Annotated in this window: 14 protein-coding genes; 10 read left to right on the plus strand and 4 right to left on the minus strand. The window is 36.7% G+C overall.

Annotated features, from left to right (window positions below; all coding sequences use genetic code 11):
• Positions 1-72 precede the first annotated feature (72 nt).
• Positions 73-891, plus strand: coding sequence for a universal stress protein (locus OK025_RS12185; RefSeq protein ID WP_317669653.1), 819 nt, complete (start codon positions 73-75; stop codon positions 889-891).
• A gap of 61 nt (positions 892-952) precedes the next feature.
• Here OK025_RS12185 and OK025_RS12190 read toward each other — a convergent pair whose 3' ends face one another.
• The 3 genes from OK025_RS12190 to OK025_RS12200 form a co-directional block, all read right to left on the minus strand.
• The gene (locus tag OK025_RS12190) at positions 953-1,396 is read right to left on the minus strand and encodes a hypothetical protein (protein WP_317669654.1); all 444 of its coding nucleotides are present in this window, start codon (positions 1,394-1,396) and stop codon (positions 953-955) included.
• Positions 1,397-1,480: 84 nt separating this feature from the next.
• Positions 1,481-1,984 (minus strand): GNAT family N-acetyltransferase, encoded by a 504-nt coding sequence (locus OK025_RS12195; protein WP_075994058.1) that lies wholly within the window; start codon positions 1,982-1,984, stop codon positions 1,481-1,483.
• A 12-nt stretch (positions 1,985-1,996) separates the two neighbouring features.
• On the minus strand, positions 1,997-3,040 hold the full coding sequence (locus OK025_RS12200) for a prolyl oligopeptidase family serine peptidase (protein ID WP_317669655.1): 1,044 nt from the start codon (positions 3,038-3,040) through the stop codon (positions 1,997-1,999).
• Between the two features lie 455 nt (positions 3,041-3,495).
• On the opposite strand from OK025_RS12200, the gene OK025_RS12205 reads away from it, so the two are divergent.
• The 6 genes from OK025_RS12205 to OK025_RS12230 all read left to right on the plus strand — a co-directional run bounded on the left by OK025_RS12205 (position 3,496) and on the right by OK025_RS12230 (position 10,774).
• Positions 3,496-4,689, plus strand: coding sequence for a DUF5009 domain-containing protein (locus OK025_RS12205; protein WP_317669656.1), 1,194 nt, complete (start codon positions 3,496-3,498; stop codon positions 4,687-4,689).
• 87 nt (positions 4,690-4,776) lie between these two features.
• Positions 4,777-5,808, plus strand: a complete 1,032-nt coding sequence (locus OK025_RS12210; RefSeq protein ID WP_317669657.1) for a glycoside hydrolase family 18 protein — start codon at positions 4,777-4,779, stop codon at positions 5,806-5,808.
• A 54-nt stretch (positions 5,809-5,862) separates the two neighbouring features.
• A complete protein-coding gene (locus tag OK025_RS12215) occupies positions 5,863-6,345 on the plus strand; it encodes a thiol-activated cytolysin family protein (RefSeq protein ID WP_317669658.1) in 483 nt (160 codons plus the stop codon).
• Between the two features lie 69 nt (positions 6,346-6,414).
• Positions 6,415-7,338 (plus strand): hypothetical protein, encoded by a 924-nt coding sequence (locus tag OK025_RS12220; protein ID WP_317669659.1) that lies wholly within the window; start codon positions 6,415-6,417, stop codon positions 7,336-7,338.
• Between the two features lie 126 nt (positions 7,339-7,464).
• Positions 7,465-9,189, plus strand: coding sequence for a thiol-activated cytolysin family protein (locus OK025_RS12225; RefSeq protein WP_317669660.1), 1,725 nt, complete (start codon positions 7,465-7,467; stop codon positions 9,187-9,189).
• Positions 9,190-9,208: 19 nt separating this feature from the next.
• Entirely contained in the window at positions 9,209-10,774 is a 1,566-nt protein-coding gene (locus OK025_RS12230) for a S41 family peptidase (RefSeq protein WP_317669661.1), read from the plus strand.
• Between the two features lie 81 nt (positions 10,775-10,855).
• Here OK025_RS12230 and OK025_RS12235 read toward each other — a convergent pair whose 3' ends face one another.
• Positions 10,856-10,999 (minus strand): hypothetical protein, encoded by a 144-nt coding sequence (locus OK025_RS12235; protein ID WP_317669662.1) that lies wholly within the window; start codon positions 10,997-10,999, stop codon positions 10,856-10,858.
• A 406-nt stretch (positions 11,000-11,405) separates the two neighbouring features.
• On the opposite strand from OK025_RS12235, the gene OK025_RS12240 reads away from it, so the two are divergent.
• The 3 genes from OK025_RS12240 to OK025_RS12250 all read left to right on the plus strand — a co-directional run bounded on the left by OK025_RS12240 (position 11,406) and on the right by OK025_RS12250 (position 16,512).
• A complete protein-coding gene (locus OK025_RS12240; protein ID WP_317669663.1) occupies positions 11,406-12,680 on the plus strand; it encodes a C10 family peptidase in 1,275 nt (424 codons plus the stop codon).
• A gap of 7 nt (positions 12,681-12,687) precedes the next feature.
• Complete coding sequence (locus OK025_RS12245) at positions 12,688-13,179, plus strand: hypothetical protein (RefSeq protein ID WP_317669664.1); 492 nt, start codon at positions 12,688-12,690, stop codon at positions 13,177-13,179.
• Between the two features lie 240 nt (positions 13,180-13,419).
• Positions 13,420-16,512 carry a hypothetical protein gene (locus OK025_RS12250; RefSeq protein WP_317669665.1) on the plus strand — a complete coding sequence of 1,031 codons (3,093 nt, stop codon included), beginning with the start codon at positions 13,420-13,422 and terminating at the stop codon, positions 16,510-16,512.
• The last annotated feature ends 1 nt before the right edge of the window (position 16,513 follow it).

Genomic DNA, 16,513 nt, shown 5'->3' on the forward strand with positions numbered 1-16,513 from the left:
TGATAGATTTATTATTTTTCGTTAACTTGAATGTAATAAAAAGGGATTTTTTATTGAATTAAATTAGACCATATGAAACGGATTATTGTTGCCACAGACTACGCTGAAGAGGCCGAACATGCCTTAAAGTTTATTATGGAAGTTTTCGCAAGAAAAGAATACGAGCTCGTTTTATTTTCTCTTCAAAATCCTTCCATCCATGCGATGAACGCTCGACTTTCTCCCGATTCTATGTTCAAGATTTTTGAACATCAAAGTAAGGTTTTACGACGTAAAGCCGAGGCTATTACGGCCGAAAGTGGTGTTTTGACTATTCCTTATCTGGCAGCAGGCTTGTTTTATGACCAGATTACCAAGTGCATCCATGAGACGAATGCCGATTTGTTGGTGATGGGAATGGCCAAACGTTCCTTTGATCAAGATATGCTTGGTAATACGACCACGGCAGCCATTAGTAAGTTAAAAATACCAATCCTTTCAGTTCCGCTGGGCGCAAAATTTACGGGTCTGGAGCATATTCTTTTTGCCTGTGATATTGTTCGTGGTGTGCAAAAGGAGATTCTTGAAAAGGTAAAGGATTTTGCCGCTGAGTTTGGTGCAGTACTAGAGGTACTCAACATTCGTAAGACTGTAGAGCAGCTAAATGAGGAAAAAGGAAAAGAAACACGGGAAACCATCAACGATGTGATGGGAATTGTAAGTTATTACTACAAAAACGTAACGTCCAATGAGGTCGTAAAAGCTATCCGGGACGAAGTAAAAGAAAGCAGTACAGATCTGCTGGTTATGATTCCTTATAAGTACGGTTTTTGGAGTTCATTGACCCATCGAAGTAAGACTCGTATGATGGCCTCGGGGCTAGATGTTCCTTTGCTGACAATCTCGATCTAATTCTTTTTCATTATAAAAGCCCAGTTGAGCTGAGATCAACTGGGCTTTGTTTTGATTGTATTTACTGAAATAGGGGGAGTATCTTATCCCAAATTTGCTGGTAGGCTTTATTGTCCCGGACGATTCCCTTATCTTCATCATAATAATTGGGTGCGTCAAAGCTCCCTCCTTTGCGCCTTTGTATTGAAAATATATTTAGAACTATTTTTGATTTTTCAGCTTGTAAAGGGCTGATCAGGAAGTTGAATATTAATTTTTCCCCTTCTTTGTTGCTTAGAAAATTACTGTTTTCAAAATACGTACTGGTTTGAATAAATCCCGAAGGCCGATCGAGCTGTACAATAAAATAACCACCATCCTGAAGCACTTGTATTATCTTGTTATATGCCGAATCACTTGCGATCGGGATAGTTTTAGTACGGTCTGGATTTTGTGCCAACAGGGGGCTGGAAAAGACCAATAGATAAGCAATCAACATCAAGGAGAATTGGATTAAATGTTTCATATTACCGAATTATAGATCTTATCAAGTTAATACTTTAATTTAACAATTTTATTTTTTGTGACAGCGACTTAGGCCGTCACGTTGTTATTTAATTCGTATGCCTAGTATTTTTAGACTACGTTCTTCCTGATCTAAGGTTGCTATATTGGGTAAGTTAGCCCATTCCTTGAAACCCATTTTTTCAAATAATGCAATGCTTGGAAGATTGTGTGCAAAGATAAATCCCAATAAGGTATGTACGCCTAAATCTGGAGCTTTATCAATGCAGTACTGGAGAATCTGTTTACCCAGGCCTCGACCACGTTGCTGTTCATCCAAATAGATACTGATTTCTACTGTTGCGTCATAAGCTGGACGACCATAGAAAGATTGAAAACTTACCCATCCAAGTATCTGGTTATTTTCATCTTCTATCAGCCACAGGGGTCTTTTCGAAGCGTTATGTTCGTCAAACCATTTTTGTCTACTGGCAACAGATACTGGGGCAGTGTCTGCAGTAACCATGCGGGAGGCTATTGTAGAGTTGTATATTTCTACTATGCGTGGTAAATCATGTTGTGCTGCGTCGCGAAATTTTAATTGATTCATGGTTTGTACTGTTTAATTGTTGTTTACTGTTTGGTTTGATTCTAATGCCCAAGCTAAAAAGCCATTCATTACCTCGTTCCAATGGGGCTTATTGTAATCGGGCCGGCCATCGTTCTGAACTTCAAAATAATTATGGTCCTGATTATAATAGCGTTTTATAGTGAGGTTGCTTTTCTGATTTTTTATAAAATAAAGAGGTACTAAATCATTTAATTCAGATACAATGTCTTCTGTACCGAAGACGAGATAGATAGGTTTATTAAAGGCCAATAGTTCGTCAATAGCAGGTTGAGAAAATGACTTCCAGGAACGCAAATTGGGATTGTTTTTTAATTTTTCTGGATTGTTGGCATCTTTATAAAACGCATAGGTTTGTTCAATTTTTTGAGCGGCCTGTTGCCAGGAAATTTTTCCTTTTTGAACATCGCGTTTTGCTTGTCGTATATCTTGGTCTATTCGTCCAAATATATTAGTTCCTGATAGGCCTAATTTACTTACTTTTTTATAGCGATAGGCTAGTTTGGAGGCTACATGTCCACCCTGAGAGTGACCGAATACAACTAATTGTGAATTATCGACCCATGGTTTTGCGCTAAGATAATCTAATACTGCAACGGCTCGGTCTACATAATTTTCTAGATAGTCTGCTTTTTGATACGCTATACTCGGGATATTTTTATCTTTTGAGTCACCATAGTACCAATAAGAGTCATTAAGCTGAGATTCGTCGACGATAACTGGAGTTTCTGGCATTGAAATAACAACGAGATGATACGATTTAATAATATCCTGGTAGTTAAAGTTGGTTAATCCTCCTCCAAAAAGACTTAATCCCTCTTTTTTGTAATTAAAGTATAGCGGCAAGGGTAACGATCCCTGGCAAAATAAAAACAGAGGTTTCTTACTTTGAGGATCGGGATCAATGACCAAAAAATCAATTTTACCGTTCGGGTTTTCAAGTTCAAAGAGGGTGGATTCTTTATTGATGACGCTGATATTCTGCCCAAAGATAGCCTGTGTTGCGAATAGCAAGCAGATAAAAAGAATGAATTTCATGAAGATCGGCTTTATATTAAATCTGTATTTGTCAAACTTAGATAAATTGCTTTTTATATACAATACAATTACCCTTCATAAAGGTAACAATTCATAGATGTGCGACATTTCTTGTTATGCTTCTGGCTGGTTTATATCGATAGCGGAGGTAAATTGCACGATTTCTGTGTTTTATGAATAAAATTTACACTAATTTGAACAAATATTTCACTATATAGTGTTATTTTTTTTTCATCTTAGATCAATCTAAAGAAGGAACATCGGCTTTACTGATGATAGGCCTTAGCGAAATAGCTTGTCTTTTCGTTTAGTTATACAGGAACATTTCTAAGCAGGAATTTTTCACCGAGTTCCGGTCGCCATAAAATCACTAAAAAATTATCTAAGTAGGATCTAGGGAAGAGATTGGCTAGCAGCTATGCTGTAAACTAATTTTTAAACATTACGAATCAATTATGAACGCATTGCAAGCTGTACCTAAAATCCGAATCCGTTCAATGGATGTTATGCGTGGTTTCACGCTGTTCCTGATGTTATTTGTCAATGACTTGTTTATTCCAGGTGTACCTAAATGGCTGGTTCATTCGGAAGCAGATGAGGATGGAATGGGATTGGCGGATTGGGTATTTCCGGGATTTCTTTTTATGGTTGGAATGGCAGTGCCTTATGCTGTTGCGGCCAGGGAAAAGATAGGTTCATCGACAACGGTCATTTTTGTTCATATTCTGATCAGAACATTAAGTTTATTGCTTATTGGTGTATTGATACTGAATGGTTCGCGAGTTGATGCACAGCTTACGGGGATGTCACATTTGTTGTGGTTGGGACTGCTATATGTATTCGTTTTTCTGATTTGGAATCATTATTCAAAAGACATGCAATATCAGTCCATTTATAAGGGGCTGCGTGCAGTTGGTATTATGGGGATTATTTATCTCCTATATATTTTCAAAGCGTCGGATGGAAAAGGCCTGGAAGTAGGGTGGTGGGGGATTTTAGGGCTGATTGGATGGGGATATTTTGCCGCGGCTTCTATTTTCTTATTGAGCAGGGGAAAGATAATTGTGGTTGTATGTGGTTGGTTGGTGTTTTTGGTACTCAATATGCTGAGCCGAATGGGATTTAAAGTTGAATTCCCTGGTATCGGAAGATATTTACATGTTCTTCTAGCTGGGAATATACCCTGTATTGTGTTGTCTGGAACAATCATAGGGATGCTTATGAAACGTTATGCGGCAAATCCAAGGGTATTGTTGCGTTTTTTGCTGGTGATTGGTTTGATTTGGCTAGTTGCAGGTTTTGTATTGCGTTTTTGGTTTATTTTATCCAAAATCCATGGTACGCCAAGTTGGGCATTGGTTTGTTGCGGGATTAGCGTATTGCTTTTGATACCACTTTATTATTTCATTGATGTGAAAGGCTACCATCGCGGGATAGGATTGTTTGAGGAGGCCGGAAAGAACTCATTAACGACCTATCTTGCTCCTGATCTGATCTACTTTGTCTGTTGGGGTTTTCATCTATCACTATTCTTTTATAAACAATCGGATTATATGAGCTTAGCTATTGCCGGTTCATTGCTTTGGGCTTTAGCCATGTTGTGGTATGCAATCTTGCTAAAGAAGCTACATATTTATCTGAAACTTTAGTTAGCGAGTAAGCATCAAATGTGGATGCTTTACGGATTATATATTAGAACGATCACTATCATCTAAAAATAAAATAAAGAAGCTATTATGGAATGTAAATTGAAATCAATATTTAGTCAGACCTTCACTGTTCTGTTATTGACTTTATTGTTGTATCCTAGTGTAAGTTGTGCACGAGCGAAAAACAAAAAAGTTGTTATCGCCTATGTCACTTCCTGGTCTAAAGTGATGCCTGATCCGACTTATCTGACGCATATCAATTATGCCTTTGCACATGTCAGCGATAGCTTTGACGGCCTACGTATAGATAATGAATCTAGATTGAAGGCTATTACGGATCTTAAGAAAGCACATCCACATTTAAAGGTATTGCTGTCCGTTGGCGGCTGGGGAAGCGGTCGGTTTAGCGAAATGGCTGCTAATGAATCTAATCGGCAAAAGTTTGCCAAAGACTGCTGGCGTGTGATGAAGGCGTTTAATCTGGATGGTATTGATATTGACTGGGAATATCCAACGAATTCTTCTGCAGGGATCTCGTCTTCTTTAGCGGATACGGAGAATTTCACCTTGCTCATGCACGATATCCGCAAGGCTATTGGTAAGAAGAAACTGTTGACTTTGGCTTCTGTTGCGAACGGTAAGTATATTGCTTTTGACAAGATTAAGAATGATGTGGATTTTGTCAATATCATGACTTATGATTCGGGTCATCCGCCTTATCATCACGCGAGTTTGCACCGTTCACCTTTATCTGGACATACAACTTGTGTGGAGGCCGTTAAGGCCCACATCGAGGGCGGTATGCCTGTTGAAAAATTGGTGCTGGGAATTCCATTCTATGGTCGGGGCAATAAAACTGAAGTCAAGGGTTTTATCGATTATAAAGATCTGCTTTCACTTCAGGGCTTTGAGCAGAAATGGGACGATGAGGCTAAAGCGCATTATCTTGTCAACGATAAAGGGGATTTTGTACTGACATATGAAACGCCAGAATCGATTGCACTTAAATGCGATTATGTACACAGGACAGGACTACTCGGTGCGATGTACTGGGAATATGCGGGAGATACAGCAGGAGGTGTCTTACGGGATGCCGTCTACAAAGGTATTCTAGAATAAACAAAAAAGCCTAACGATTCCTATTCAAGCGGAACCTACTATTCCACTAAATTCATGGCCAGTTATACAGTAGAGAATTTTACCTATTCGATGTCTGATCCTACTGCTAATGAGCTGATTGATATGGCTTCTATTCCCGCCAACGCTTTTGATGGTATTTCTCCGGTATATATTAATTCCGTAACTTATGGTAGGTTTGGATTATTGGTACTTGAATCTAACAACAATAGTTCCGAAATGAGAAGTGCTTTTCAGAAGATGGTGAAGAAGATTCTTAAAAAAACTACGGAATCCTATACTCAGGAAGAAACAAATCTTTTTGCAAGTTGTCGTATAACGATTTATCTTTTGGGAAGTACTATCGGAAATAATGTGATACAACTACTGATCAATCCAAGTCCTGATGGCGTATCTGATTTTATCGCACAAAACGTAGGTACATTTACTGCGAGTGATCCAGGAGTGCCGATTCATTATACTGCAAAATATCTAAAAGATAACTCGCCATTTAAAACGACGTTTAGAATTGACCATTAAATATATTTTATGATGATGAATACAACATTTAGACAAAAGAGTTTAGGGATTTTAAGTGTATGTTTACTAATGGCATGCTTCTTATTCTCATGTAAGAAAGATACTCCAGATGTTCCTGAGAAGAAAAACGAAAAATGGAGAACCGAAGCTAAAACCGATAGTGTGGGGAATCAATACTATGTTGTAAGTACACTAGACAATACATTGGAGATTAGGGTCGATAATAAGGATGGGAAGACGATCTTTTCAGAGGTCTGCCCGACAATCGATTCTACTGAAATACCTAAGGACATGCGTAATTTGATTGTTGATTTGGTTGCTCCAAATAGGTTTATTAACAGAGATCAAGCCACCTTATCATTGGAGATAGTGCTTGATGATCTAGAGACTAGGAACAAATACATCCAGCTTTTGGCGAATATAGATCTTGACAGCAAAAAGTTTTATACCAAAAAGTATAAGGTAGAAGAGCCTCTGGATTGGGCTTATGTAACTTTTCCTTATTCTTTGGTTCAGTGGTATGGTAATTCGTTGTTGGTCCGGGAGGGCACGGATAAAGACCTCAATAGAGGCGGGGGATATATGGGGTTGGGACAGCGCGGTACGCAGTTGGTCTGTTATGAGCGGGATTTTTCCATTCGTTATACCAAGGATATTGATGCTTCTGATGCTTACTATCCTTCTGGTAATTTATGGAATATTCCTATAAACAACTATGAATATATGCTGTTCTTAAATGACGGCTACGTGGGTAGAATGCAAATAGTCACCAGTGTAGAGGACAAATGGGCAGGAAAACAGGTTGTTATCTGGCGAGATAACCTAAAGGAGACAAATAATATTCCGGCAGATTATTCTGTGAAAATTACCGATTATAATATTCAGAATAATGTGGTAAGTGCTAGTTATAATATCTATGATGAAAAGGGGCAGTTAAAAGAGAAGAGAAGCCGAAAATGGGCAATAAGTAATGGAATGCCACTTGGTAGTTAATCTCCAAATAAATAGAATTTAGGGTTTGTAATAAAGATCTAAATTAATCAATAACACTTTTTTTAACCAATAAGCATCATGTTTCCTGTATGCCAGGGGGACCTATGCCTATAAAATCTTAAAAATATGAAAAGTAGAACGAATTATTTTTTGCAAAGGATCATTAAGGGTGTCCCTTTGTTATTGATGCTATTCTTAGCGGCTAGTTGTTCGAAATTGGATTCCGACTTAAACGGTGCAAATGGTAAACAAGCTTTGGATCAACTAAGAATACCGAAGATCCAAGGTTTTACTGTTGATTCAAAATCTAATCCAGACAATAATTCGTCTGCCAAAAGATCATCAGGAGGGAAAAGAGCTGACGTGACTATACCACCAGATGAAGATAATCCGTTTAAACCTAAAGCAGGTTCAGGAGGTTATAAAGACGGACCAGGGATCATTGTTAATGGTAGTAATACTTCAACCCCTGATCCAAATAAACTATATTTCTATCAGAAATATAAATCCCAGATGTTCACTATTTCAGATCAATCTATGGGACTTAATATTTATCCGGGCGCCATCCTAAGAGGTCAGAGCATTGAAGGTATTTTTTCGCCACAGATGCTAACAGGGATTTCCAATAATATCCGCCCGATTACCATATCTACTTCCATGCCTGTTTCTGGTTCCGCAGTTGCCCGAACCAGTCTTCCCCGTCCAACTTCTCAAGCGGCATTGTACAATGCTGCACTGACGGATCTAGAGAATACAAATCCCGGTGAAGTTGGTGCTGCTTCTTTGATAGTGGAGATGGATACTTTTCGTGTATATGAGGAATTAAAAACGATTTATGGATTCAATAAAGGCTTAGATGCATTTTTGATTAACACCAATACAACACAGCAAGGAGAGAACCATCTTATTGCCTCCACATCGGCAATTAAGATTAAATTTTTCCAGCACAATTTTACAATTGATATGGACGTTCCCCAAAATAATACTCAATTATTTGATCCTACAGGTCTAGATATGCAGGCCATTACTGGAGGAGTAACCCCGGTCTATGTGAAAAGTGTGACCTATGGTCGCATGGGTATTATGGTAATCGAATCTTCCTATAGTTCGACTAAATTGTATAACGCTGTATATAAACAACTCGGAATATTGAAAAATCTGATTGGCATCGGAACCTCGTTAACTAATGAAGAGAAAAATATTATAAATTCAGCAACGATAAAAGTTAAATATACGGGGATCGGCACGGATACTTCTCCTGCTGTAGCTGTTGCGGGATTAAATGGTTTTATTCAAGTATTAAGTGCTAATACAACGTATTCCAAGGCAAGTCCTGGAGTTCCTATTGCCTTTCAACTTGCTTACTTGAACAGTGGAAACGGATTGGTCGAAGCACCGTTCCAAATTAACTATGGCCCTTTTGACAAGCCTTATGTTCGTATTGAATATAAAAATAGCAATTGGGAGGCTAATTCATCTTCAAATCCAAAATTTACTTATTCGGATATCTACATGAGTTTTTATAAAGATCCAACGGCGAATCGAAAGTATAGTGATGCTCCGATTTTTATTGACTATAAATATGAGCGGGATTATGGTACTAAAAGCACCTATAATTGGGTAGGAAATTGGAGCACTAGTAAGGTAACAGACAATGTAATATGGAAGTATCCTGGATCCGACCAGTTGATAGAGAATTATAAAGTATTCTATTTTGTCCATTATGGATCAGATGCGACAACTTCCAGAGACTATTGTCATTTTGATATGGTTCCAAGTGAAAATTATCATGTGTTACCTAAAAAAGTGGATCATTATATGGCTAATAGATCTGACGAGATGTATCCTTAATCGGAATTTTGAAGGTATAATGAAACATATAAATTTTATTATTCTAATTATTGTTGCCTTCTTTTTGGTTCAATCTTGTACTAAAAAGAATGATGACATTCCTCAAATATCTAAAGAGAAAAATAGGATAAGTGAAAATCTGGACTCTATTTTTCTTCTCGCAAAAGGGGTATACCTATGGAACGATCAACTACCTTCGGTTGATCGTTTCAATCCATCGCGGTTTTATAATGAGGGGTTGAGTGAGTTTAGGTGTTATGAGAATGAAATATTTGAAATTACACAATTTGCGAAAGATGGAGAGACAGGCAAGCTCTTTGAACAGAATCCATTAGATCTGAATAGACCAAAATATTCCGGTATTGTGTTTAGGGAATTCCAAGATAAAGGACCTCAGAATGCTTATAATATAAGTAATACGTTTGGCCTTTCCGTGGTGGTTAAAAATAATATCCTCCGTTTATTGTATGTTGATCCCAATTCACCTGCAGGTAAAGCAGGTCTTAAGCGTGGGACACAAATTTTATCCATAAATGGGGAGCGTGTATTAACAGAAGTTTCGTTTCTAGAGCAATGGAAAAAGTCACTTTCCATGTCGTTCATTAAGCTTGAAGTGACAGAGGATGGTGTTAAAAAGCGGGAAGTACGTTTAAATGCAGCTTCATATGAGATAAATCCGGTGGTAAAGCAAAATATTTTGAGAAATGGAGAAAGGAAAATCGGTTATTTTGCATTAAATAGTTTCACCCCAATTCAAAATACGCAGAAATATCTAACTCCAATTTTTCTTTCTTTTGCACAGGAAAAAATTAATGAACTCATCATTGATCTTCGGTACAACCAAGGGGGATATCAGGTATCAGCTGATTTTATAGCGAATTTGGTTGCACCAAATAATGCAGATGCAAAGATTATGTATACAGAACATTATAACAGGCAAATGCAGGAAGGGAATTCAAAAGTATTAGAAAATTACAAATTGTATGATGAATATAATCGGCCTGTTATCATTAATGGTAGAGAGATAAGTCTTTATGATATTGATTATAGCGTGGAAGCCAATACAACGTATTTTCATAAAGATGACGGGTTGACGGATTTAAAAAAAGTTTACTTTATAGTGAGCAACAGAACTGCATCTGCCAGTGAGCTTCTGATCAATATTCTAAAACCGTATATGGATGTTCAGGTTATAGGCGTATCAGAGGATAACCTTTCTGCTGTATATACCTACGGTAAGCCCGTTGGATCATTTGGAATTCCAGTGGGTCAGTTTGATCTGTTTTTAGGTATGTACGAACTCAAAAATGCCAATAGGGAAAGCAACTATTTCAAAGGTATCAAAGCTAATGTCACCCTAAATGACGATACAGATACGGACTTTGGAGTACAAGATGACCCAGCTATTGCTTGGATTCTAGGATTAGAAAAGAAAACAATTGCACTAAAAGCTAGTAGTGAAATTAGGAAGAATAGATTTTCATTTTATTTTAATACTGATCGGTTAATTGGAAATATTAAAAATAAAAGTGAGTTAAAAATTAAGTTGAAATTGAGCCTGCATATTTTCATCCCAAAAGATTAACTTTAGATAAGTTAAGGATATCTAAATAGTTGATACTCATAAAAATCACACTATTAGATTTATCTAATAGTGTGATTTTTATCAGATCATAAATTTTTCTATTTTTTGATTATCCTCAGGAAGCTGTAACAGCTTACCTTCATTTATATCAAGGCGATGGGCATGTAATTTGGCTGGCATCTGTTCATCGTATGGAGTTAAAAGAAAACCTGATTTTTCTTTCATATCGGGCCAGTCAAAACGCTAGAAAATAAAATAATTATAACCTGTTTCGACCAGCTCATCGTAGGAATTTTGCCTCAATTGCATAAAGCGATTTTATAAAGCATATATAAAGTTATCAACTTTCATTTATATCTAAATATTTTTTATAATCATACTTCTTTGAAGTATTCATTGTCAGATATTAACTTGCAAAATAAGTTAAAGCTTACTTTAAGTTTGAAATTCCATTTAGGAATATTCATAGTTTGTATTGGTCGAAACACAGTTTGTCGAGAATATTTTATCCAATTTCCTCGGTTATCTAGCATAAAATACATTTTATCTAGGTCAAACTACAGTTTGTCGAGATTTTTTCTAGATACTCTTTGATATAAATACTTTTGGCCGATATTAACTTTTATTATCAATGAAGAAACTATTTATTTTATTTTTAAGTGGACTATTACTAGTCTCATGTAAAAATCAAGGTATTGAACAAGATGCTTTAAGCAGGGACGAGTATTTTATTCCATTGAGCGAAAGTGCTAGAGTCGCAGACTCACTACATTATTTTATTTTAGGAGAGGCAAATACAAAAGCATCAATTAAATTAAATATTGGAAATACTAATGCAACTTTAAAAAAGGAAATTTTATCAGAAGATGGAACTCCCTTAATGCGTGTTTTTAATTATGGGAAGGGTGGATTTATTATTTTGGCCGCAGATCGTCGGGCCAATCCGGTATTGGCATATTCCGATGAGACAAACTTTCCATCCGATACTATACCAGCCGCAACGGAAGCATGGTTATATGAAAATAAACTTCAGATAGAAGAGTTAAAATCAGGCACAAGAGAAAATGAGAATGGAGAAAACCTTTTGAAAAAGGGGAATTATGTCAAGCTTTTAGGAGGGGAAGTTCCAACAGTTAATGTAAAAAGAGCTTCTATTGAAAAAGTCGCTGGATTTTTCCCTCCGGCAGGAGGATGTGAACCAACGGGATTTGAAATAGGCCCACTTTTGCAGACAACTTGGAATCAATCTGGCGGCTATAACAATTTAATGCCTGATATGTCTTGTACCCCTTACTCTTGTAATGGAAAAGCGTATACAGGCTGTGTAGCTACAGCAATGGCCCAGGTGATGAGATATCATCAATATCCTGCTTCATATAATTATAGTATTATGCCAAATGCAGTTTCAAGTTATTTAGATGTTTCATCAGGAGCCAATGAAATCTCTAAGTTAATGAGAGACGTAGCCAATTCTGTAGATTCACAACCGGATTGTGATGGCACAGGTGCTGCTTCTAATCTAAATGATATTCCGTACGCCTTAGAAAATACTTTCGGCTATTCAGTCACAGCGACAGCAACCGACTTTAATTATAATACCGTAAAAAGTGAAATTCAAGCCAATCGTCCAGTAATCTTAAGTGGATATAAAGACAAAAGCGGCTTTATTTTTCATACTTTTAAAGGTGGGCATGTCTGGGTAGCAGATGGTGTTCGTGGTGGTACAAGCTGTGGCGAGCAAAATCCTGATGGTACCTGGACAGGTGGTGCTTCCTTCCTGTACTTTCATATGAACTGGGGTTGGGGAGGTTCAAACAATGGATGGTTTGGGTTCGCTAGTGCTGATGCAGGCGGAGGTTATAATTTCCAATATAAAAGAGGTATGGTTTATTCAATTAAAAAATAACGATAATATGTACAAATTAGGATTACTACTAATATTATTTACTTTATTTTCTTGTGAAAAGAAGGAAGAAAAATGTTGTGTGAATGTTGAGAGCCAAGTATTATTAAACTTGACTAACGAAGATAGTAACAATATTTTTGAGTTAAACGAAGGGTCAAAAGGGCTCAATGACCTAGATTTATACTATGTTGATAAATCAGGCAATCGGGAAATTCAAAACCAACCTAATCTTGATCTCCCCAAAAATATGCAAATTATTGATTGGGAAGTGCCGAAACAGAAAATATTGAAAGTTTTTGGAAATCTTACACCTCAAAGCGACGGCTATGCTGAAAGTATATTAGTGGTAAAGGGATACTCTGAAGTTTCAATAAAATTAAAAATAGAAAGCACTGATTCCTATAAAGGCTATTCACAATTATTGGTGAATGGAAAGGAGATTTCAAAAGGTCAACTTGGACGTCCTATTTCTGTTAAACTAACTCCGTTATCGGAATAGGACTTCCTAAAATTAAATTTCATAGTTAGGGTTTTATATAAACCACCATTAGATTATTTAATGGTGGTTTTTTATTTTATGTAGAATAATGCCATTTTATAACCTTAATTAATGAATATAAAATATAACATCGTGTAGATTGGGTATTTCGTATGGGTCAAAATTGAGTTGGTCGAGATTATTTATTTATTTGATAAATATAATATAGCTTTTCAGAAGTTTAGCCAAATACGAAACAACATGAAAAGAAATTTGATCAAAATCCTAGCTTTATTGCTTACGTTGTTTTTCAACGCGCCTTCAATTTTTGCACAGGGAGTTGAAGAAAATACCGATATGAGGAACTACCTCAATAATATGTTTTCTACTCTTGATAAAACTAAAGTGCCAGATGGACTATTAAGGGATTTTTCATTCGAACTTGTTGATTTAGATAAGTATTCAGGTACTCTTTTAAATAAGGATAATTTTATAGATCGACCAACTTATGAAATGTTCCTGCGTACTATAAAATCAGCTTCTGTTTCTACCTCTCCATTTGGAGATGTTGAAACTATTATGTTAAATCAAGGTAACGCTGGAACAAATACTACCGTTTCGTTAAGTGCTGCAGCCTACCGCTATTCCTTTATAAAGGCAAATGCAAAAAACGATCAATTGATAAATTATGCAAATGGTAAGGTTTCCGATAATGTTAAAAATGGTGTTTGGCAAAATCCTTATTCCAGTGGATATGCTTTGGGTTTTGCTCCACATGATAGTATTTTTAATGCTGGATCTCTTACATACAAACTCAATTCAAATGTGTGGTTTTCAAATTTATCTTATTCAAAGATTGAGATTGACCCAGGTGATGGTGGGGGGTATAGGCAGATTACTTTAGGAGGAAGCTTAACTGCGAATTATCCATCATCGGGAAGAAAAGAAATTAAAATGCGGATCACACTCACAGGTGGGAATCAATTGCAATCACATTCAAATATTCAAGTACTTTTACCAACTACCGCAGCTAGAGCCTTTGGTATAGGTTCAAAATTTTCTTACGCAACAACAAAAGTTGGTGGCGCATATAATGGAGTGAGTACATCGGCGGAAGTGTACACTATTTGTCGAGTCAATAATGAAATAAAGAAACCACTTGTTGTCGTGGAAGGTTTTGATCCCCGCGCTCTTAGCGTTTTAGTTGATAAGGATCCAAATACTGAATTAAAAGGTAAAGGAGTCGTAAGTGTTGAAAGTTTTATGAAGGTACTTAAACGCACTTATGAAGGAGAGCGTATACTGGATGAATATGATATAGTTTATGTTGATTTTGTAAATAGTGAGGAATATATTCAGGCGAATGCAAACACACTTAAAGAGGTAATACTTTGGGTTAATCAACAAAAACAACAGAATAATAGCGCCGAACCTAATATCGTTATGGGACAAAGTATGGGTGGGCTAATTGCGCGGTATGCCCTGAAAAAAATGGAGGTAGCCAATATTGCTCATAACACCTCTATATATGTTAGCCATGATGCCCCACATTTGGGAGCAAATGTCCCTTTGGGAGTACTTTATGGTGTATATGCCATCAATTCATTCTTAGAGAATAAATCAATTCTAAATTCTATCGCTGGTAGTTTTGATAATAACGATTATATAAACATGGTAAAAAGAATCATGCATAGTAATGCTGCTCGACAAATGTTGGTAAACTATGTTGACTTTGGAGGAAATCTAAATAATACTGACCATAATAATTGGCAACAAGAATTAGCGTCACTTGGTTTTCCAAACGGAGATGTTAACGGTTCTTTTAGAATGCTCTCCATTGTTAATGGTAGTTATGTGAGTAATCCTGTAAATCAATATTTTGTTGACGCTAATGTAAATGCTAATTCTCCTTTGCTAGACTTTACTCCTGGACTCAATGGGATTGTCCTTGGGGTTTTATTGCAAGATATCTGGGCCGGTTTACTGACAATTCTTCCCGGTAAAACAACTTTGCAAGTCAAAATGCAGATGCTTCCTGGTATATCTGTCGGAACTAAAATTTCTGATTTTCAGATTAAATACGTTAAAAAATTTCTTTGGACTGTACCAATTACCCGGACAATTTTCTCTTTTCAAAGAAATATGCCAAGCGGATTACTTTTTGATACCTATCCAAGTTCAGTATATTCAATTAACAACCAAGCAAATTTAGGTCAAGCTTCCGGTTCTGTGATATCGCCAATTCTATTAAAGTATGGATATGATGTGAAAATTGCACCGAATATTCCCTTCCTTCCAGCTTCTAGTGCTCTTGCTGTAGGATTTGGCACTCAACCCCTAACTGCTGCAATGTTTACTACTAAACCAGCTAGTACAAATACCCCGTTTGGTGGGAATGTCTTTTATAACAATATGGTTTCCAATGGCCATATAGACTTTGGTATGGAGGAAGCAGGATGGTTATTAGCTCAATTAAGATACTCAATTGCGGGACCTAAGTTGGGAAAAACAGGATCTCAATATTCAGTAATTAATCCTGGGACTGCAAGCATTACATGGAGTACCTCAAATTCAAGTATTGCTACAATTAATTCGTCTGGTGTTCTTACGGTTACAGGCAAAGGAATAATTGATATTACTGCTTATGTGAGTGGTACACAACTTACCACTCGAGTTGCTGTTGGAACACCTCGCTTTGTGCTAGCGGATGTGGTTCGAAAACCTGGTTTTTATACAATAAAAGCAAACTGTATTGATACAGAGCCGGGGTATGCCGATTTTATCATGGAGAATAAAAATATTGTTGTTTATCAATGGGGGGTTAAGAATGAAGATGGCCCTATAGAATGGTTTGATTCGCAGTCTCCAGAAGTTAAACTTGGTACTACGGAAGATAATGATAATACCACCATCTATCTAAAAGTGAGGGATGCAAATGGTAATGAAAGTGCGCCTGTATTTGTCCGGATTACCGGATATGATGTATGGAATCTACTTTTTAATAGTTGGATCGTCAATAATAAAGGGGAAGTTTATACTTCAACAGGGATTAAAGTAACATATAATAATGCTACAATGGCAATTATAAGAAGGAACACTTCTGGTGAGTATGCTAATGCTAGGTGGAATCCATTAGCAGCCGTAATTGTCAACGATGAAGGAAGTCAAAGAGGTATCCTTTGGTCACCTAATGGATATATCAAAGATATTTTACCTCCCGAAGAACTCGAAAGGATAAAAGCATTTCCGAATAACCAAGTGCTGGTTTATAGGTTGATGTTGCTAAATTATCAGGAACAGATTATTCAAAAAACTCCATTTACGGTTGTTTATAAAGAGAATTACCCGAATTAAT

Origin of the sequence: Sphingobacterium sp. UGAL515B_05 (assembly GCF_033097525.1) — a bacterium.
In the GTDB taxonomy this organism is placed as follows: Bacteria; Bacteroidota; Bacteroidia; order Sphingobacteriales; family Sphingobacteriaceae; genus Sphingobacterium.